14 protein-coding genes are annotated in these 19,279 nt (G+C 76.2%); 7 read left to right on the top strand and 7 right to left on the bottom strand.

What is annotated here, in order from left to right:
• Positions 1–60: 60 nt before the first annotated feature.
• Together ACFUVW_RS10610 and ACFUVW_RS10615 are read right to left on the bottom strand one after the other, a co-directional pair.
• Complete coding sequence (locus tag ACFUVW_RS10610) at positions 61–1,524, bottom strand: NCS2 family permease (protein ID WP_430571291.1); 1,464 nt, start codon at positions 1,522–1,524, stop codon at positions 61–63.
• A gap of 97 nt (positions 1,525–1,621) precedes the next feature.
• A complete protein-coding gene (locus ACFUVW_RS10615) occupies positions 1,622–3,130 on the bottom strand; it encodes a sugar transferase (protein ID WP_430571292.1) in 1,509 nt (502 codons plus the stop codon).
• Positions 3,131–3,378: 248 nt separating this feature from the next.
• On the opposite strand from ACFUVW_RS10615, the gene ACFUVW_RS10620 reads away from it, so the two are divergent.
• Positions 3,379–3,636, top strand: a complete 258-nt coding sequence (locus ACFUVW_RS10620) for a DUF2530 domain-containing protein (protein WP_430571293.1) — start codon at positions 3,379–3,381, stop codon at positions 3,634–3,636.
• Positions 3,637–3,648: 12 nt separating this feature from the next.
• Here the strand turns inward: ACFUVW_RS10620 and ACFUVW_RS10625 are convergent, their stop codons facing one another.
• The 5 genes from ACFUVW_RS10625 to ACFUVW_RS10645 all read right to left on the bottom strand — a co-directional run bounded on the left by ACFUVW_RS10625 (position 3,649) and on the right by ACFUVW_RS10645 (position 9,797).
• Entirely contained in the window at positions 3,649–4,254 is a 606-nt protein-coding gene (locus tag ACFUVW_RS10625; protein ID WP_430571294.1) for a TIGR00730 family Rossman fold protein, read from the bottom strand.
• Between the two features lie 46 nt (positions 4,255–4,300).
• Entirely contained in the window at positions 4,301–7,534 is a 3,234-nt protein-coding gene (locus ACFUVW_RS10630) for a sacsin N-terminal ATP-binding-like domain-containing protein (RefSeq protein ID WP_430571295.1), read from the bottom strand.
• On the bottom strand, positions 7,531–8,460 hold the full coding sequence (locus ACFUVW_RS10635) for a DUF3027 domain-containing protein (RefSeq protein ID WP_430571296.1): 930 nt from the start codon (positions 8,458–8,460) through the stop codon (positions 7,531–7,533). Before ACFUVW_RS10635 ends, ACFUVW_RS10630 begins: the two co-directional genes overlap by 4 nt.
• A 73-nt stretch (positions 8,461–8,533) precedes the next feature.
• Entirely contained in the window at positions 8,534–8,917 is a 384-nt protein-coding gene (locus tag ACFUVW_RS10640) for a cold-shock protein (protein ID WP_430547910.1), read from the bottom strand.
• A gap of 166 nt (positions 8,918–9,083) precedes the next feature.
• Positions 9,084–9,797: a TetR/AcrR family transcriptional regulator gene (locus ACFUVW_RS10645; RefSeq protein WP_430571297.1), complete on the bottom strand. Its 714-nt coding sequence runs from the start codon at positions 9,795–9,797 to the stop codon at positions 9,084–9,086.
• 122 nt (positions 9,798–9,919) lie between these two features.
• Between ACFUVW_RS10645 and ACFUVW_RS10650 the strand changes: the two genes are divergently transcribed.
• From ACFUVW_RS10650 to ACFUVW_RS10675, 6 genes are all read left to right on the top strand, one after another.
• Entirely contained in the window at positions 9,920–10,843 is a 924-nt protein-coding gene (locus ACFUVW_RS10650) for an NAD-dependent epimerase/dehydratase family protein (protein ID WP_430571298.1), read from the top strand.
• Between the two features lie 71 nt (positions 10,844–10,914).
• Complete coding sequence (locus ACFUVW_RS10655) at positions 10,915–13,377, top strand: helicase-associated domain-containing protein (RefSeq protein WP_430571299.1); 2,463 nt, start codon at positions 10,915–10,917, stop codon at positions 13,375–13,377.
• An 82-nt stretch (positions 13,378–13,459) separates the two neighbouring features.
• Positions 13,460–15,148, top strand: coding sequence for a DNA repair helicase XPB (locus ACFUVW_RS10660; protein ID WP_430571300.1), 1,689 nt, complete (start codon positions 13,460–13,462; stop codon positions 15,146–15,148).
• Between the two features lie 52 nt (positions 15,149–15,200).
• Positions 15,201–16,199: a TIGR03557 family F420-dependent LLM class oxidoreductase gene (locus tag ACFUVW_RS10665; RefSeq protein WP_430571301.1), complete on the top strand. Its 999-nt coding sequence runs from the start codon at positions 15,201–15,203 to the stop codon at positions 16,197–16,199.
• Between the two features lie 63 nt (positions 16,200–16,262).
• Positions 16,263–18,332 (top strand): TPM domain-containing protein, encoded by a 2,070-nt coding sequence (locus tag ACFUVW_RS10670; RefSeq protein ID WP_430571302.1) that lies wholly within the window; start codon positions 16,263–16,265, stop codon positions 18,330–18,332.
• 103 nt (positions 18,333–18,435) lie between these two features.
• A complete protein-coding gene (locus tag ACFUVW_RS10675; RefSeq protein WP_430571303.1) occupies positions 18,436–19,191 on the top strand; it encodes a PspA/IM30 family protein in 756 nt (251 codons plus the stop codon).
• The last annotated feature ends 88 nt before the right edge of the window (positions 19,192–19,279 follow it).

Here is a 19,279-nt window from a genome sequence, read left to right on the forward strand (position 1 = left end):
GCCCCGCCACGGTCGCGCAGGACCGTGCCGGGGCCGTCGTGGCGACGCCGTCGCGCGGGGTCAGAGACCGAGCGCCGTCTGGATGGGCTCGAGCGTGAAGTACACGACGAACATGGCCGCCGCGACCCACATGAGCGCGTGGATCTGGCGCACCTTGCCGAGCGCGAGCTTGATGATCACGAACGCGATGAAGCCGGCGCCGATGCCGTCGGCGATGGAGTACGTGAACGGCATGATGATGATCGTGAGGAACGCGGGGATCGCGATCTCCACGTTGCGCCATGAGATGCCCGCGACCTGCGCCATCATCAGGTAGCCCACGAAGACGAGGGCGGGCGCGGCCGCCTCGTAGGGCACCAGCGCGACGACGGGCGACAGGAACGTCGCGAGCAGGAACATCACGCCGGTGACGACGGCCGCGAAGCCGGTGCGCGCCCCGGCGCCGACGCCGGTCGTCGACTCCACGTACGCGGTGTTGGACGACGTGCTGCCGACGCCGCCCAGGACGGCCGCGAGCGAGTCGGCCACCAGGATGGCGCGCGTGCGCGGCGGGTTGCCGTCCTTGTCGAGCATCTTGCCCTCGGCGCCGACCGCCACCATGGTGCCCATCGTGTCGAAGAAGTCCGCGATGAGCAGCGAGAAGACGATGAGGATCACGGACACGGCCGCGATGTTCTGGAACGAGCCGAGCAGCGAGAACTGACCGATCAGGCCGAGGTCCGGCGTCGTGACCACACCGGTGAACTCCGGGGCGTTGAGGTTGAAGCCGTTCTCGTTGCCCGCCGCCTTGGCGCCGATGTGCAGCGTGTTCTCCAGCACGACCGCCAGCGCCGTCGCCGTGATGATCGCGATGAGCATCGCGCCGCGCACCTTGCGCACGAACAGCACGATGGTGAGCACGAGGCCGACGACGAACACGAGGATCGGCCAGGTGCCGAGGTTGCCGAGCGCCACGATGGTGCCCTCGCCGGGCACGACGAAGCCGGCGTTGACGAGGCCGACCAGCGCGATGAACATGCCGATGCCGACGCTGATCGCCGTCTTGAGCTCGACGGGCACGGCCTTGAACACGGCCTCCCGGAACCCGGTGAGCACGAGGACGAGGATGATGATGCCCTCGATCACCACGAGGCCCATGGCGTCGGCCCAGGTGACGTTCTCGATGCTGGCGATCGAGTAGGCGACGACGGCGTTCAGGCCGAGGCCCGCGGCCAGGCCGAGCGGGTAGTTCGCGAAGACGCCCATGACGAGCGTCGCGACGCCGGCGACCAGCGCGGTGGCCGCCGCGACCATGCCGAGCGACTCCGGCGTGGCCTCGGCGCCGCCGCCCAGCACCTGCCCGGTGCCGTCGGGCACGGTGCCGATGATCAGCGGGTTGAGCACGATGATGTAGCTCATCGCGAAGAAGGTCACCAGACCGCCGCGGATCTCCGCGCCGATGGTGGAGCCTCGTTCGGTGATCTTGAAGAAGCGGTCGATCGCGCTCAGCTCGCCCTGCGGCGGCGCGGTGGTCTGGTTCGCCATGAGCAGAATCGTGCCAGATCCTGTGAAGGGCTCCTGCACGGAAACCGCGTGGTGACGCGGAATTCACATCGCCGACGCGGCCGTGTCGAGCGCGGTGTCAGTACGCCCCCCGCCCGGTGACCACGGCCTTGGCGGTGCGGGCGAGGATGAGCAGGTCGCCGAAGACGGTCCAGTTCTCCGCGTAGAAGACGTCGAGCCGCACGCCCTCCTCCCACGACAGGTCGGACCGGCCGCCCACCTGCCACAGCCCGGTGAGCCCGGGCTTGACCCGCAGCCGGCGCCGCACGTTGGCCTCGTACCTCGACACCTCGTCCGGCAGCGGCGGCCGCGGCCCGACCAGCGACATCTGCCCGGCGAGCACGTTGAACAGCTGCGGCAGCTCGTCGAGCGACAGGCGGCGCAGCACCCGGCCGACGGGGGTGACGCGCGGGTCGTCGTGCAGCTTGAAGAGGACGCCGTCGCCGTCGCTGGGCCCGGTCAGCACCGCGTGCTCGCGGTCCGCGCCCTGGCGCATGCTGCGGAACTTCAGCATCTCGAAGGTGCGGCCGTCGCGCCCCACCCGGTCCTGGCGGAACAGCACCGGCCCGCGGCTGGTGACCCGCACCGCGACCGCGACGATGCCCATCACGGGCAGCAGGAGCAGCGTGATGAGCGCGGCGCCCGTCCAGTCCACGACCGACTTGAGCACGTACCGCGGCCCGGTGAAGCGCGGGGCGTCCACGTGCAGGAGGGACACCGACTGCTCGGGGGTGACGGTGATGCGCGGGCCCGCGACGTCGGCCAGCTCCGCGGTGAGCATGAGGTCCACGCCCGCGGGCTCGAGCTCCCAGCCGAGCCGGCGCACGACGTCCGCCGTGATCGCGTCGGAGCCGCTGACCGCGACGCAGTCCGCCCCCACCTGGGCCGCCATCGTGCCGGCGGTGCGCAGGTCCCCCAGCACGGGGACGCCGAGGATTTCCTCGCCCGGCCGCACGTCGTCGGACGTCGGCACGCACACCCCGACGACGCGGTACCCGGAGGTGCGGTCGTTGAGCTCGTGCACGAGCCGCTCCACCTGGTCGCGCAGCCCCACCGCGAGCACGAGCGTGATGCACGAGCCCTGCCGGCGCTGCCGGTGCAGCCACCCGCGGCACAGCCACCGCCCCAGCAGCAGCGCGACGACGCCGGTGGGCACCGCGACGAGCAGGAACGTCGAGATGCCGGGCCGCGCGAGCAGCAGGGCCAGCAGCGCGAGCGGCGCCACGAGCCGCCACGACGCGTCGAAGACCCGCTGGTACTCGGCCGGCCCGGACGCGAAGACCCGCACGTCGTAGGCGCGCGCGACCCACAGGCTGCCGAGCCACGTGGTCACCAGCACCACGACGGACAGCAGCTGGTCCCCCAGCACCCAGGGCGTGACGTGGTCGTGTACGACGACGCCCCGCACGACGGCGGCGGCGACGGCCGCGGCCACCACCACGACGACGTCCGTGCGCACCAGGCGGCGGCGGTAGGAGTCCTGCCACGACCCGGCCCGGAACGAGTCCCGCACCTCCTTGAGGCGCGCGGCCCGCAGCGCCGCGGTGCGCGACCGGAGCGGCTGGCCGATGTCCGAGACGGTGATCAACGGCGGCCTCCTCTCCCGGGTCGGGCACCGCGCCCGTACGCGGTGGCGTCACCAAGGTAGGAGCGTCGCGCGGCGTGGCGAGAGCCCTCCGGCGGCCTTTCACCCCGGCTTTCACCCGGCCTGGTTTTCACCCGCTGACCTGCAGTTTCACCCGCATTTCAACCGCGGCCCCGCGTCATGGGCGGGGTGCCTCGGACGACTGCCGCCGCGGGCCACCGACGCCGGGGCGCGAGACATAGGATGAGCGGGTGCCCTCGCTCGTCCGCCTGCTCACCCACCCCGAGGAGCGCCGTCCCGGCCCGCCGCCGCTGCGCGTGGACCTGCGGCGCGTGCTGCTCGGCGGCATCGCGCTGTGGGCGGTCGCCCTCGTCGCGACGCTGGTCGTGTACGTGACGGGCGACGCGACCCAGGAGGCGGTCGTCACCTGCGTGGCGGGCATCCTCCTCGGCGGCGTCGGACTGCTGTGGGAGCGCAGGCACCGCGACGAGTACCGCGGCGAGGACTGACCTCCCCGGGTCTCAACGCCCCCACTTGGCGGCGGGCGCGTGCCAGGCGTCGAGCGCGTCGAGGAGCTGCGCCGGCGAGCCGGCCACGACCAGCGCGTCGCGGTAGGCCGGCGCGAGGAAGCCCTCGGCGACCATGTGGTCGACCATCGCGAGCAGGGGCTGCCAGAACCCGCCGACGTCGTACAGCGCCACCGGTTTGGCGTGGATGCCGAGCTGCTGCCAGGTCCACACCTCGAACAGCTCCTCCAGGGTGCCCGCGCCGCCCGGCAGCGCGACGAACCCGTCCCCCAGCTCGCCCATCCGCAGCTTGCGCTCGTGCATGTCGGCCACCACCTCCAGGCGCGTGAGGCCGGGGTGCGCGATCTCGCCGTCGACCAGCGCCTGCGGCAGGACGCCCAGCACCTCGCCGCCACCGGCGAGCGCGGCGTCCGCGACCTCGCCCATCAGCCCGACGCGGCCGCCGCCGTAGACGACGCCGACGCCCCGGCCCGCGAGCTCCGCGGCCAGGTCGCGCACGGCCGCGGCGTAGCGCGGGTCGCGGCCCGGCGACGAGCCCGTGAAGAGGGTGAGGCGGCGCGGCACGGCAGCGGTCGACGACGTCAGGTCCGGTTCGAGCACCCGGCCATCGTAGGGACGTGCGCGGGCTCGGGCGGTCACGTGGGGGTCAGCCCCAGGCGGTCGTGACCCACAGCTCGGCGGCACGCTCCGGCGCGGCGAGCACGGTGGCCAGCAGCGCGCAGCGGTCCGGCCGGCCGAGGACGTCGGCGAGCGCGGCGGCGAGCCCGGCCCTGTCGGTGGCGTGCGCGCGGCCCTCGGCGTCCACCCACCACGGCACGGGGCTGCCGGCCACGGACAGCCGGCCGTGCTCGAACCACACCGCGGGCAGCCGCGGGTCGAGCGCCGCGACGCGCTCGTCGAGGGGCCGCTCGCGGCCCGGCCCGTCGGGGGCGGGCAGCCCGTCCTCCCCCACGACCGGCAGGTCGAGCAGGTCCGCCACGGCCCCGACCTCGGCCTCGGGCACGGGCAGCACGGCGCCCAGCACGGCCCAGCGCGCCGTGCCCGCCACCTCGACATCGTCGGCCCGGCGCACGACGACGTCGCTCGCGTCGAGAGCGGGCAGCCGGTCGGGCAGCGGGTCGAGCGCGGCCGCCCGGGCGGACGGCGCCAGTCGGACGGCGAGCCCCGCGAGGCCGCGCCACACGCCCAGCGCGGTGGACAGCGGCACGGAGGTGCCGACGTCGGGCAGCCGGTCGAGCGCGGCCGGCCAGTCCAGCGGGTCGAGGCGGTCGAGCCCGTCGACCACGCCGAGCGCGCGCCGTGCCTCCGGGTCCAGCGCCGCGACGGCGGGCGGGGCGGGCGGCAGCAGCGGCACGTCGTCGTGCGCCGCGAACGGCGCGCCGAGCCGGTCCCGCAGCAACCATGCCGTGTACGACGGCGCGCCGGCCACGGGGGTGACGAGCGCGCGCCGCGCGTCCGGGTCCGCGACGAGCGCGGCGAGCACCGGCGCCCACGGGTCGTCGTCCGCCCCGGCCGTGTCGTCGCCGGAGTCATCCTCGTCGTCGGCGTCGCCCACCGCGTCGAGGTCCGCGACCGCCTCCACGTCCCCGACGTCGACGCCGGGGCCGACGCGGTCGGCGAGGAACCGCAGGTAGTCCTCCCAGCCGGACAGCCAGCCCGCCGGGTCGTCCGGGCCGTGCTCGGCCTCGGGGTCCGCGGGGTCGGGCGTGAGCACGTCGGCCACCCGGTACGTGTCGACGTCGGCCCGCACGCCCAGCGCGACGAGCAGCGGCGCCGGGTAGTACGCGACGGCGGCGCGCGTGACCGGCGCGAGCCCCGGCATCGCCTCGGACGCCCACGACCCGGGCAGCACCGCCTCGCGCGCGGGGCGCCAGCCGTCCTCCGTCGGCACGGGGAGCTCGCCGAGCCAGAACGGGAAGTCGTGCCCGCCGCCCGCGTGCGCGAGCCGCGCCAGCGCGAGCACGTTCTGCACCACCTCGCGCGGCCCTTCGTCCACGGGTCCGACCAGGGTGGGCGCCGCGACCGCGCCGGTCTCCGGCACCTCGGGCGCGCCGTCGAGCAGCGCCTCCGACGCCGCCAGCGCGAGCGCCCGCACCCCCGGGTCGTCGAGCAGCGCGCGCGGGCTGGTGGATGACGCCCCCGCCCGCACCAGCAGCGGGTGCGCCGCGTCCGGGTGCACCACGCGCACGCCGAGCGTCCGGGCGACCGCCGCCAGCGCCGGGTCGTCGTCGTCCTCCGGCAGCACGACCGTGCCGCGCACCCCGGACGCCGTGCGCCCGTCCGCGAGCGGCACCCGCGCGCCGGCCAGCGCCTCGAGCACCCCCGGGTCGGCGGCGTACGGCTCGAGCGCGTCGCACAACGCGTACCAGCGTGTGGCGGGCAGCCCGCCGGGCAGGTCGGCGACGACGTCGGCGAGCGTCGTGGGCGTCGCGCCCAGCCGCCGCGCCACGCCCTGCTGCGCCGTCGTGAGCGCCACCAGCCCGGGCACCACGCCGGCCAGCACGCCGACGAGCCGCGGGTCGTCGCCCGCCGCGCCCACGAGCACCGTCGCGTCGGCGGGGGCGACCCTGGCCGCGACAGGCGCGTCGTCGTCCGCGGGGGACGCCGTGTCGGGCGGCGCGGGCAGCAGCGGCGCAGAGCGCAGCGCGTCGAGCGCGGCGTCGCGCACAGCGGCGTCGAGGTCGCCGGCGGGCATGCCGCCGGGCACGAGGCCGAGCACGTCCGCCCCCCGCTCGGGCGCCAGCCCGGCCAGCAGGTCCGCGTACGCACGCCCGGCCTCCGCCGTGAGGCGGTCCGTCAGCGGGCCGGGCAGCACGCGGCGGCGGCCCGGGTCCACCGGGAACGACGCCACCAGCAGCGCCGGGAACGTGAGCGGCACGTCCGTCGGGGTGGGCGCGTGCAGCACGGCGCCGTCGTCGGCCGCGCCGCCGTCGCCGTCGCCGTCGCCGAAGCCTCCGGCGTCGTCCCGGCGCACCGCCCACGCGACGGACCAGCGCGGGCGGCGCTGCTCCAGGGGCAGGTCCGCCGTGTCGTCGGCAGCCACCACGCCCGACCGCCGCAGCACCACCCACCGGTCGTCGACGTCGGCGAGCACCCGCGACGTCGTCCCCCCGCCCTCGCCGTATGCGACGGTGATCGAGGCGAGGGCGGGCAGCGCCAGGAGCAGCGCGTCGTCGACGGCGTCGAGCTGCGCGCGGACGGACTCGACCGCATCGGCGTCGCGCAGCACCAGCTCGACGACGGTGGCGAACCCTTCCCACTCGTCGTCCACCCCGTCGGGCGCCTCGCCCAGGGCCGACGCCGGAAACGGCAGGCGCAGCACCGGCAGGTCGTCGCCGCGCCCGTCGACGGCGTCGCGCAGCGCCGAGCCCTCGGGCGCGACGCCGTCGAGCAGGTCGCGCGTGGCCGGGAGGGAGAAGCGCACCCCGCCGGTGGTGGAGCGCACCGTCGCCTCGTCGGAGACCGCCCGCACCGCGGCGAAGCCGACGCCGAAGCGGCCGACCTCGGTGGACGTCTCCGTGGGCGCCTCTGCGGGGTCGACCGGTGTGGAGGTCGCCTTCGCCGACGCGCGCAGGGACGCCAGCGACGCCACGCCGTCGGCCGTCAGCGGGGCGCCGGTGTTGACGGCGGTGAGGACGGCGACGCCCCGCGGGTCGTCGGCGAGCTCGGTGAGGCGCAGCAGCAGCCGCCCGGGGACACCCTCGCGCGCGGCCGCGTCCGCGGCGTTCTGCGCGAGCTCGGTCACCACGCGGTCGCGGTAGTAGCCGCGCGCGTGGTCCTCCTCCGCGTTCGCGTCCTCCCGGAAGCGCGTGCCCGACCCGAGCCACGCCTCCGTGACCGCGTGCCGCAGCGCGGCGGTCCCGAAGACGTCGCCCGTCACTCGGCGTCGGGGCGCTCGGGAGCGGCGTCCGCCTCCGCGGCGTCGGTCGTGCCGTCGCGGGCGGCGTCGTCCGCGCCCTCGTCCTCGGCGGCCTCGTCAGCCTCGTCAGCGCGCGCCTGCGGCGCGCGCCGCTCGACCGTCACGGCCTCCACGCGGAGCTCGTCGATGAGCGGCGCGTCGGCCGGCCAGTCGCTCGGCGGGTGCGGGGCGTCGGTCTCGGAGTGCGCGCCGCAGCCGTGGTCGAGCGAGACGACCTTGCCGTCGTCGGGCGACCAGGCGTTGGCGCAGACGCCGAAGAGCTGGCCGAGCGGGCCCTGCAGCGGCACGAGGAAGCCGCACGTCGTGCACTCGGCGGGCGAGGCGACCGCGCCCGGCGCCGTCGGGCCGCGCGACCCGCGGTACCAGCGCTCGGCGGCCTCGTCGCGGCCCTGCGGGGACAGCACGCGCTCGCGCGCGAGAGCGAGCTCGTCGATCGCGACGGAGTCGAGCTCCTCGTCGCCGGTGGGCTTCCAGCCGGGCTCGAGGCGCGGGTCGTCGGCCTTGAACGGCAGCGTGTCGCCGGGGCCGATGTCCCCCGGGCGCAGGCGCTCCGCCCACGGCAGCCAGGCGGGCGCCAGCAGGGCGTCGTCGCCGGGCAGCAGCTCGACCTCGCACACCGTGGCGACCTTCCCGCGCGGCACGCGCGCCAGCGTCACGGTCCAGTGCCAGCCGCGGTAGCCCGGCATCGTCGCGGCGAACCGGTGGGACATGAGGCGCTCGCCCTCGGCGACCGCGCCCAGGTGCTCGCCCACGTCCGAGGGCGACGAGGCGCCCTCCTGCGCGGCCTCGCGTGCCAGGTCGACCGCGCCCAGCAGCACGGCGTCCTTGCGCGCGCGGGAGCTGACCCGCGTCGTGCGTGCGGGGGCGTCAGCGGCAGCGGTCACCATGTCGTCGTCCTCTTCGTGCTCGTCATGTCCTCGTCTCGGGCCCTCGGTGCGGGCGTGGTCGTCGGCCGGAGCGTCAGGAGTCGAGGTCGTCGGCGACAGCGCGCAGCAGCGTGGCCACGCGCTTGCCCGCCGTGGCGTCCGGGTACTTGCCCCGCTTCAGCTGGTCGCCCACGCGGTCGAGCACCTTGATGAGGTCCTCGACGATGCCGGCCATCTCGGACGGCGCCTTGCGCTTGGCCTTGGCCACCGACGGCGTCGGGTCCAGCAGCTTCACGGACAGCGCGGACGGGCCGCGGCGGCCGTCGGCCACGCCGAACTCGACCCGGGCGCCGGGCTTGACGCTCTCGACGTCCGAGGGCAGCGCGGAGGCGTGCAGGAAGATCTCCCCACCGTCCTCGCTGGCGATGAAGCCGAACCCGCGCTCCGCGTCGTACCACTTGACCTTGCCGGTGGGCACCTGAACCTCTTCGTGCTCGTCGTCGACTACGGCCCCGCGCCGGTGCGCGGAGCCGGATCCGGCCGGTGCACGGGCGCGCGCCCGGCACACGGCCAGAGGCTCAGGCTACCGGCCGGTGCGACAGGGTGCCGCATCGGTCCGGGCCCGCGCCCACGGGCCTGCGCCGTCAGCGGATGCCGAGGTCGGCGGCGAGGCGGAGCGCGACGGCGTCGAACCACGCCTCCTGGTCGGTGACGGAGCCGACGAGGTGCCCGAAGATCTCGAACGAGACCGTGCCGAACAGCGTGGTCCAGGCCATGAGCGTGCGGGCGACCATCTCCGTGGGCGCGTCCTGGACGATGCCGCGCGCGGCGACGAACTGCCGCGCCGGGTCGACGACGGCGGTCGCGTCGGGGGCGTCGTCCGGCGCGGGCCGCGGGGTGGCGCCGTCCGCGTGGGCGTGCGCGACGACCGTCACCAGCACGCGAACCACGCGCGTGGCGGGGTCGACCGTGTCGCGCGGCGCGGCGTAGCCGGGCACGGGCGTGCCGTAGAGCAGGCCGAGCTCGGCGGGGTGCGCCACCGCCCACCGCCGCAGCGCGCGGCAGGCGGCGAGCCAGCGGGCGGCGACGTCGTCGCGGTCGGCCACCGCGGCGTCGGCGTCCTCGACGGCGGCGCCGAGCTCGTCGTAGCACTCGACGATCAGCGCGGTGAGCAGCGCGTCGCGGCTGGGGAAGTAGCGGTAGACGGCGGAGGAGACCATCCCGACGTCGCGCGCGACGGCGCGCAGGGACAGGGCGACCGGGCCGTCGGTCGCGAGGCGGGCGCGCGCGGCGGCACGGATCTCGCGGGTGAGCGTCTCGCGGGCGAGGGCGCGGGCGGTGCGGGGGGCGTCGGCCATGGGCCTCAGCCTGGCATGCGAGAGCAGCAGCCACAAATGAGAGCACCGCTCTTGCCAGGTCGCGTCGCGAGTGTCATGCTCGACTCGACAGAGAGCACCGCTCTCGGATTGGAGCACCAGTCATGACCGACCGCCACCTGATCGTCGGCGCCGGGCCCGTAGGGCGGCACGTCGCCGCCCTGCTCGCCGAGCGCGGCTCCGACGTCACCGTCGTCACCCGCAGCGGCCGCGACACCGGGATCGCCGGCGTCGCGCACGCCGCGCTCGACGCCTCCGACGCCGACGCCCTGACCCGCGCGGCCGACGGTGCCGACGTCCTGTACAACTGCGCCAACCCCGGCGACTACACGCAGTGGGAGCGCACCTGGCCGCCGCTCGCGGCCGCGTTCCTCGCCGCCGCCGAGCGCTCCGGCGCCGTGTACGCGATCACCGGCAACCTCTACCCCTACGGGCCGGTCGACGGCCCGATGACCGAGGACCTGCCCGACGCCGCCACCGACCACAAGGGCGTCCTGCGCGCCCGGCTGTGGGCCGACGCCCGCCGCGCCTTCGAGGACGGCCGGCTGCGCGGCGCCGTCGAGGTCCGCGCGTCCGACTACATGGGCCCCGGCGTCGGCGACAACGGGCACGTCTCGCGCGTCGTCCCGGCCGCGCGGGCCGGTGGGCGCGTCACGATGATGGGCCGCACCGACCTGCCGCACACGTTCACCGACGTGGGCGACGTCGCGCGCACCCTCGTCGCGGCGGCGGAGGACCCGGGCTCGCACGGCCGCACCTGGCACGTGCCCAGCAACGCGCCGCGCAGCCAGGCGCAGGCCCTCACCGACGTGCTCGCCACCGTCGGGCACCCGCCCGTCCGCGTCCGCTCGCTGCGCGGGCCCGCGCTCGCCGCGGCGGCCGCCGTCTCCCCGTTCATGCGCGAGCTGCGCCAGCTCATCTACCAGTGGGAGCGGCCATACGTCCTCGACGGCTCCGCCGCCCGCGCCCGCTGGGGCATCGAGCCCACCCCGTGGGAGGAGGTCTGCCGCCGCACCGCGCTCCCCTGAGCACCGAGGCACGGTCTCCGAGGCGCGGTCGCCGAGCCGGCGGCGAGGGGGCGGCGCGTAGCATCGATCAGATGGCCAGCACGTCGCCCCGGGGCACGGCGGAGGCCGACGTCGCGGGCGGCGCCGGCGGCACGGACGCGCCCCGCACCTTCACCGAGGCGATCCGCGCGCGCGACGACGCGGCGCTGCTCGCGCTGCTGCGCGCCCGGCCCGACCTGGCCACCCCGTCGCCGTCCACGCTGCGCTCGCTGGCCGCCCGCGCGTCCAGCCGCACCGCGCTCGAGCGGGCGCTGGCACACGCCGACGCCCGCACGCTGCAGGCGCTCGAGGCCGTCGTCGCGCTCGCCGGGGACGGCCCCGTCTCCCCCGACGACGTGCGCCACGCCGTGGGCGCGGACGACGTCGCGCCGCCGGGGCCGGACGAGGACGCGGCCGACGGCGGCACCGCCGTCGAGCGCTCGCTCGCCGATGCCCTCACCGCGGCACTGCTGTGGGACGCGGGCGAGCCCGGCCGCCCCGACCTGCGCCCGGCGCCCGGCCTGGACGACGTGCTCGGCCCGCACCCGGCGGGGCTCGGCCCCGCCCGCCCCGGCGAGCGTCCCCCGCGCACCGAGCCGCCGGCCCTGACCGACGGAGCCCTGCCCGACCTGCCGCGCGGCGGCCGCGAGGTGCTGGACGCGCTGACGTGGGGCCCGCCGATCGGCCTGGTCCCGGCGCCGGGGACGCCGGCGCGGGCCGCGGTGGACGCCCTGGTCGACGCGCGGCTGCTGCTGCGCACCGACGCCCGGCACGTGACGCTGCCGCGCGACGTCGGGCTGGCGCTGCGCGGCGGTCGCACGCACCGCTCCCCCGAGCTCGCGCCGCCTCGGCCGGACGGCCGCACGGTGCCGCAGGCGGTCGCCGACGCGGAGGCCGCGAGCGCCGCGCTGGAGCTGGTGCGCCGGGTGGACCTGCTCGTCGCCGCCTGGGACGACGCGGCCCCCGCCGTGCTGCGCAGCGGCGGCCTCGGCGTGCGCGACCTGCGCCGCACGGCCCAGGCGCTCGGCGCCGACGAGGCGGACACGGCGTTCGTCGTCGAGGTGGCCGCCGCCGCGGGCGTGGTGGCCGACGACGGCGAGGCGCCGCCGTCGTACCGGCCCACGACGGTCGCCGACCGCTGGGAGGTGCTGGACGACGCCGAGCGCTGGGCGCTGCTCGCCGCGGCGTGGTCGGGCTCGCGGCGCACGCCGTGGCTGGTGGGCTCGCGCGACGAGAAGGGCAACCTGCGGGCGCCGCTGTCCCCCGACCTGCACCGCGGCTGGGTGCCGCGGCTGCGCCGTCAGGTGCTGGGGGTGCTGGCCGCGCAGCCGGGCACGGCGCTCGACGTCGACGCGGTCATGACGGTGCTGCGCTGGCACGCGCCGCGCACCGTGCCGCCGGAGCAGGCGGTCGCGGGCCTGCTGACGGAGGCCGCGCTGCTCGGCGCGACGGGCGCGGGCGCGCTGTCCGGGCCCGGGTCGGCGGTGCTCGACGGCGCGGACCCCGCCGGCCTCGACCAGGCCCTGCGCGTGGCGCTGCCGCCGGAGGTGGACGAGGTGCTGCTGCAGGGCGACCTCACCGGCATCGTGCCGGGCCGCCCGTCGCAGGCCCTCGCGCTGCTGCTGGAGCGGTCGGCCGACGTGGAGTCGCGGGGCGCGGCGACGACGGTGCGCTTCTCGGCGACGTCGGTGACGCGCGCGCTGGACCACGGCACGACGGCGGACGAGCTGCTCGACGCGCTCGCGCGCCGCTCGCGGGTGCCCGTGCCGCAGCCGCTGGAGTACCTGGTCCGGGACGTCGCCCGGCGGCACGAGTCGCTGCGCGTGGGCTCGGCCGGGTCGTACGTGCGCGCGGCGGACCCGACGGTGCTCGCCGGGCTCGTGGCGGACCCGCGGCTCGCCCACCTGGGCCTGGTGCGCCTCGCCCCGACGGTCCTGGCCGCGGCGGTCCCCGCCGTCGAGCTGCACGACGCGCTGCGTGCCCGCGGCCTGCTGTCCGCCGTCGAGGGCCCCGACGGCCGGGTGCTCAGCGCGCGCCTGCGCCGCCCGCCGCGGCCGGACCGCACCCCGCGCGACCCGCGCCGCGGGCCCTCCGCCGAGCCGGAGGCGACGTCGGACGACGCCCGCGCCCACCTCGTGGCCCGCCTGCGCGCCGCGGACGCCGGCGACGAGACGGCCGTGGACCGGCTGGCCGCCGGGCACCGCGCCGCGGCGACGACGCCGGACACCGGCGGAGGGGCCTCGCGGGAGGCCGCGAACGGCGGCCGGGCCGCCGCGACGGGCGGCCGCCCCCGCACCACCGAGCCCGGCGACGCGCTGGCCACCCTGCATGACGCGCTGCGCGACGGCCGCGTCGTGTGGATCGAGATGGTGGGGGCGTCGGGCGTGCTGGAGCGGCGCGCGCTGAAGCCGCTGCGGCTCGACGGCGGCCGGCTGCGCGCGCTGGACCCGGCACGCGAGGCGGAGCTCACCGTCGCCGTGCACCGCATCGCCGGCGTGGAGCCGGTGGACGGCTGACCTCGCCGGACGCCCGCACGGAACAACCGCGACCGCCCGCGGCGTTGAGACCCTGGATCGCACCCCCGGAAGAAGGAGCCGCATGACCGACGGCCCGCTCATCGTGCAGAGCGACAAGTCCATCCTGCTGGAGGTGGACCACCCGCGCGCCGACGACGCGCGCCGCGCCATCGCGCCGTTCGCGGAGCTGGAGCGCGCGCCGGAGCACGTGCACACCTACCGCCTCACCAGCCTGGGGCTGTGGAACGCGCGCGCCGCGGGCCACGACGCGGAGCAGGTCGTGAACACCCTCATCGAGTACTCCCGGTACCCGGTGCCGCACGCGCTGCTCATCGACGTCGCCGAGACGATGGGCCGGTACGGCCGCCTCACGCTCGCCACCCACCCCACGCACGGGCTGGTGCTGGAGGCCAGCGACAAGGCGGTGCTGGCCGAGGTGCTCAAGTCCAAGCGCACCGCCGGTCTGGTGGGCGACCGCATCGACGAGCAGACCGTCGTCGTGCACCCGTCCGAGCGCGGCCATCTGAAGCAGGTCCTGGTGAAGCTGGGCTGGCCCGCGGAGGACCTCGCCGGGTACGTCGACGGCGAGAAGCACGAGATCGCCCTCTCCCCCACCACGCACCCGCGCACCCCGCACGAGGAGCCCAAGCCGTGGGAGATGCGCCCGTACCAGGCGCAGGCCGTCGACGGCTTCTGGCACGGCGGCTCGGGCGTCGTCGTGCTGCCCTGCGGCGCCGGCAAGACGATCGTCGGCGCCGGCGCGATGGCGAAGAGCGGCACCACGACGCTCATCCTCGTGACCAACACCGTCAGCGCCCGCCAGTGGCGCGACGAGCTGGTGCGCCGCACCACGCTCACCGAGGACGAGATCGGCGAGTACTCGGGCTCCCGCAAGGAGATCAAGCCCGTCACCATCGCCACCTACCAGGTGCTCACCACCAAGCGGAAGGGCGTGTACAGCCACCTCGAGCTGCTCGACGCCCGCGACTGGGGCCTCATCCTCTACGACGAGGTGCACCTGCTGCCCGCGCCGATCTTCCGCATGACGGCGGACCTGCAGGCGCGCCGCCGCCTCGGCCTCACCGCCACGCTGGTGCGCGAGGACGGCCGCGAGGACGAGGTGTTCAGCCTCATCGGGCCCAAGCGCTACGACGCGCCGTGGAAGGACATCGAGGCGCAGGGGTACATCGCGCCCGCCGACTGCGTCGAGGTGCGCCTCACGCTGCCCGAGCACGAGCGGATGGTGTACGCGACGGCCGAGCCGGAGGACAAGTACCGCCTCGCCGCGTGCGCGCCGGGCAAGAACCGCGTCGTCGAGCGGATCGTGGCGCAGCACCCCGACGACCAGGTGCTCGTCATCGGGCAGTACCTGGACCAGCTCGAGGAGCTCAGCGCGCACCTCGACGCGCCGCTCATCACGGGCGCGACGACGGTCCGCGAGCGCCAGCGCCTGTTCGAGGAGTTCCGCTCGGGCGAGATCAGCCGGCTCGTCGTGTCGAAGGTCGCGAACTTCTCCATCGACCTGCCGGAGGCGTCGGTCGCGATCCAGGTGTCCGGGTCGTTCGGCTCGCGCCAGGAGGAGGCGCAGCGGCTGGGGCGCGTCATGCGGCCCAAGGCCGACGGCCGGACGGCGCACTTCTACGCCGTCGTCGCCCGCGACACCGTGGACCAGGACTTTGCCGCCCACCGCCAGCGGTTCCTCGCCGAGCAGGGGTACGCGTACCGCATCGTCGACGCGGAGGACCTCGAGGCTCCCGACGCCGCGAGGTAGGCAGGTGCGACGACGGCGTGCGGGCATCCGCGCGTCGTCGCACGGTGGCCGCATGACCCGTTTCGGCTACACCCTGATGACCGAGCAGGCAGGCCCGAAGAGCCTCGTCGAGTACGCGGTGCGCGGCGAGCGGGCCGGCTTCGACTTCGAGGTCATGAGCGACCACTACTTCCCGTGGCTGGACGCGCAGGGCCACTCCCCGTACGCGTGGAGCGTGCTCGGGGCGGTGGCGCACGCGACCGAGCGCGTCGGGCTCATGACGTACGTGACCTGCCCGACGCTGCGCTACCACCCGGCGGTCGTGGCGCAGAAGGCGGCGACGGTCGGGCTGCTCTCGGACGGCCGCTTCACCCTCGGCCTCGGCGCCGGCGAGAACCTCAACGAGCACGTCGTCGGGGCCGGCTGGCCCGCCGTCGACGAGCGGCACGAGCTGCTCGCCGAGGCCGTGGAGATCATCTCCGTGCTGTTCACCGGCGACCTCGTCAGCTACCGGGGCGACCACTTCCAGGTCGACTCGGCGCGGCTGTGGGACCTGCCCGACGAGCCGGTCGAGATCGGCGTGGCCGTCTCGGGCCGGCAGTCGGTGGAGCACCTCGCTCCGCTGGCCGACCACCTCGTGGCGACCGAGCCCAAGTCAGGCCTGGTCGAGCGCTGGGACGCCGTGCGCGAGGACGCCGCGCTGCCGCCGTCGCGCAAGATCGGCCAGATGCCGATCTCGTGGGACCCGGACCGGGACGCGGCGGTCGCCCGCGCGCACGAGCAGTTCCGCTGGTTCGGCCTCGGCTGGCCCGTCAACGCGAACCTGCCCACCACGGAGGCGTTCGAACGAGCCACCGCGTTCGTCCGCCCCGAGGACGTCGCGGACGCGATCCCCTGCGGCCCGGACCTGGACGCGGTCGTCGAGGCCGCCTCCGCGTACTGGGAGGCGGGGTTCACCGACCTGGCGCTCGTGCAGATCGGCGACGAGCGGCAGGAGCGGTTCCTCGAGGAGGCGGCCGGCCCGCTCCTCGAGCGGCTGCGGTCGGCCGCCCCGGGCGACGTCGAGGCCTGACGCCGCCCCCGCCCGCCGGGCGCCGCAATTGCGCCGGATGCCCGCGCGCGACACGATCGGGTCGTGAATCCCCGTGTCGTCCCCGCTGCGCCGCGCCACGCCGCAGCGGCCGTCGGTGCCTGCGTGCTGGCGCTGCTGCTGGCCCTCGCCGGCGCCGCCGTCCTCGCGCTGAGCGCCTCCGCCGTCCCCCCGCTGACCCAGCTCGACAGCGAGATCACCGACCAGTCAGGGGTGCTCGGCGGCGACGAGGCGCAGGTGCAGGCCGCGCTCGACCAGCTCGCGGACGAGACTCCCTACCAGCTGTTCGTCGTCTACGTGGACTCGTTCGACGGCGCGGACGGCCCCAGCTGGGCCAACGACACCGCCACCAACGCCGGGCTCGGGGTCAACGACCTGCTGCTCGCCGTCGCCACGCAGGACCGCGCGTTCGGCGTGTCGGTGGACAACAACGCCGGCGTCACCGACGCGCAGCTCGAGCAGGTCGAGGAGGTCGCCGAGGACCACCTGCGCGACGACGACTGGGCGGGCGCCGCGATCGCCGCCGCGGACACGATCCGCACCGGCGGCACGACGTCGTCCGGCGGCGGTGGTTGGGGCGTCGCGGCCGCGGTGGGCGGCGTGGCCGTGGTGGGCGGGGTCGGAGGCTGGCTCTGGGTCCGGTCGCGCCGCAGGAACCAGGGCGCCACCGCCCCGGCCGGGCCGGGCGACCTGTCCGCCGTCCCGACGGAGGAGCTCGAGCGCCGCGTCGGCACCGCGCTCGTCGAGATCGACGACGCCCTGCGCACCTCTGAGCAGGAGCTCGGCTTCGCGCAGGCGGAGTTCGGCCTGGAGGCCACCCAGGACTTCTCGACGGCGCTCGAGGCCGCCAGGGCCGACGTCGCGCAGGCGTTCCACCTGCGCCAGCAGCTCGACGACGACGTGCCGGAGGACGAGCCGCAGCGCCGCCGGCTGCTCACCGGGATCCTCGAGCTGACCGACCACGCCGGGGCGTCTCTGGACGCGCAGACCGAGGCGTTCGACGAGCTGCGCGCCCTGCAGCAGCGCGCGCCCGAGCTGCTGGACGAGACGGAGCAGCGCGCCGGCGAGATCGAGGCACGCGTCCCGGTGGCGCGCGAGACGCTCGACGGGCTCGCGGCGTCGTACCCGACGTCGGCGCTCGCGTCCGTCCGCGGCAACCCCGACCAGGCGACCGCCCTCGTGGCGCACGCCCGCGACGCGGTCGCCTCGGGCCGCGCCGCGCTCACCGGCCGCACCCGGGCGGCGTCCGTCGCCCACCTGCGGGCGGCGCAGAACGCGCTCGGTCAGGCCGCGACCCTGCTCGACGCCGTCGACCAGGCGGGCGCGCAGCTCGCCACCGCCGGCGCCGACCTGGACAAGGGACTCGCGTCGATCGGCCAGGACGTGGCCGACGCCGCCCGCCTCGTGCCGGCCGGGGCGCCCGCCGGCGACGGCCCGGCGGCCGACCGTGCCGCCGTCGCCGCCGCGCTCACCGAGGCCGAGGCCGCGATGACCCAGGCGCGCGACGCCCGCTCCGGCGGCGACCCGCTCGCCGCGCTGCACCGGCTCACCGCGGCCGAGGCGGCCCTGGACGCCGCCCTCGCCCCGGCGCGCGAGAAGGCGGAGGCCGACGCCCGCGCCCGCGCCCTCCTGCGCGACACGCTCGGCCGCGTGGACTCCCAGGTGCGCGCCACGCAGGACTACGTCGCGACGCGGCGCGGCGCCGTCGGCCCCGAGGCGCGGACCCGCCTGGCCGAGGCGGCGCGGCTCGTCGCCGAGGCGCAGGCGCTCCAGGCGCAGGACCCGGCGGCGGCCCTCGAGCGCGCCCAGCAGGCCGAGCGGTACGCGCAGCAGGCGACGCAGCTCGCCGAGCAGGACACCTCGTCGTGGGGCGCGAACCAGGGCGGGCAGGGCGGCCCGAACGTCGGCGGCATGGTGCTGGGCGGCATCCTGCTCGACTCCGTGCTGCGCGGATCCGGCGGCGGCATCGTCGGCGGGTTCGGCGGCGGCTACGGCGGCCGACGGCGAGGCGGCGGCTACGGCGGAGGGTTCGGCGGCGGCCGCGGCGGAGGCGGGTTCGGCGGCGGCATGCGCAGCGGCGGGCGCGGCGGGAGGTCACGCGGCGGGCGCTTCTGACACCCCGACCGGGCGGGCGGAACCCGACCGCGACGGCGCACGTTCTGGCAGGCACACGACGACGGCACACCATCTCAGCAGGGCGACGGAAGGAAGCACGACCATGACGCAGAAGCAGAGCATCCTCGGGCGCATCAGCCAGCTCGCGAAGGCGAACATCAACGCGCTGCTCGACCGCGCCGAGGACCCGCAGAAGATGCTGGACCAGCTCGTGCGCGACTACACGAACAACATCGCGGAGGCCGAGCAGGCCATCGCCCAGACCATCGGCAACCTGCGCCTCGCCGAGCAGGACTACAACGAGGACGTGCAGGCGGCCAGCGAGTGGGGCACCAAGGCCCTCGCCGCGTCGCGCAAGGCCGACGAGTACCGCGCCGCCGGGAACACGGCCGACGCCGACAAGTTCGACAGCCTCGCCAAGGTGGCGCTGCGCAAGCAGCTCGACGCCGAGTCCGAGGTCAAGACGGCGCAGCCGATGATCGAGCAGCAGCGCGTCACGGTCGAGAAGCTCAAGACCGGCCTGGCCGCGATGAAGGACAAGCTGGGCGAGCTGAAGTCCAAGCGCGACCAGCTCGTCGCCCGCCAGAAGGCCGCGCAGGCCCAGCAGACCGTGCAGGGCGCGATCAGCTCGATCAACGTGCTCGACCCGACCAGCGAGCTGGCCCGCTACGAGGAGACCGTGCGCCGCGAGGAGGCCATGGCGATGGGCCAGGCGGAGGTCGCGGCGGCGTCGCTGGACTCCCAGTTCGCCGAGCTGGAGGCCTCCGACAAGGACATCGAGCTCGAGGCCCGGCTCGCCGCCCTCAAGGCGGGCAACGCGCCGTCGCCGCAGATCTCCCCGTCCACCGAGCAGTACTGACAAGCACCGAGCAGTACTGACGGACCACCGCCCCGAGGCATCGAGCGTGCTGAAATGCTCCTCAATCTGGCTGTTTGAGGAGCATTTC

It is taken from the genome of Isoptericola sp. NPDC057391, assembly GCF_042668085.1.
In the GTDB taxonomy this organism is placed as follows: domain Bacteria; phylum Actinomycetota; class Actinomycetes; order Actinomycetales; family Cellulomonadaceae; genus Isoptericola.

Coding starts and splice junctions, on each gene's coding strand:
- ACFUVW_RS10610 (WP_430571291.1), bottom strand. CDS start 1,524: ATGGCGAACCAGACCACCGCGCCGCCGCAGGGCGAGCTGAGCGCGATC.
- ACFUVW_RS10635 (WP_430571296.1), bottom strand. CDS start 8,460: ATGGTGACCGCTGCCGCTGACGCCCCCGCACGCACGACGCGGGTCAGC.
- ACFUVW_RS10645 (WP_430571297.1), bottom strand. CDS start 9,797: ATGGCCGACGCCCCCCGCACCGCCCGCGCCCTCGCCCGCGAGACGCTC.
- ACFUVW_RS10650 (WP_430571298.1), top strand. CDS start 9,920: ATGACCGACCGCCACCTGATCGTCGGCGCCGGGCCCGTAGGGCGGCAC.
- ACFUVW_RS10655 (WP_430571299.1), top strand. CDS start 10,915: ATGGCCAGCACGTCGCCCCGGGGCACGGCGGAGGCCGACGTCGCGGGC.
- ACFUVW_RS10660 (WP_430571300.1), top strand. CDS start 13,460: ATGACCGACGGCCCGCTCATCGTGCAGAGCGACAAGTCCATCCTGCTG.
- ACFUVW_RS10665 (WP_430571301.1), top strand. CDS start 15,201: ATGACCCGTTTCGGCTACACCCTGATGACCGAGCAGGCAGGCCCGAAG.
- ACFUVW_RS10675 (WP_430571303.1), top strand. CDS start 18,436: ATGACGCAGAAGCAGAGCATCCTCGGGCGCATCAGCCAGCTCGCGAAG.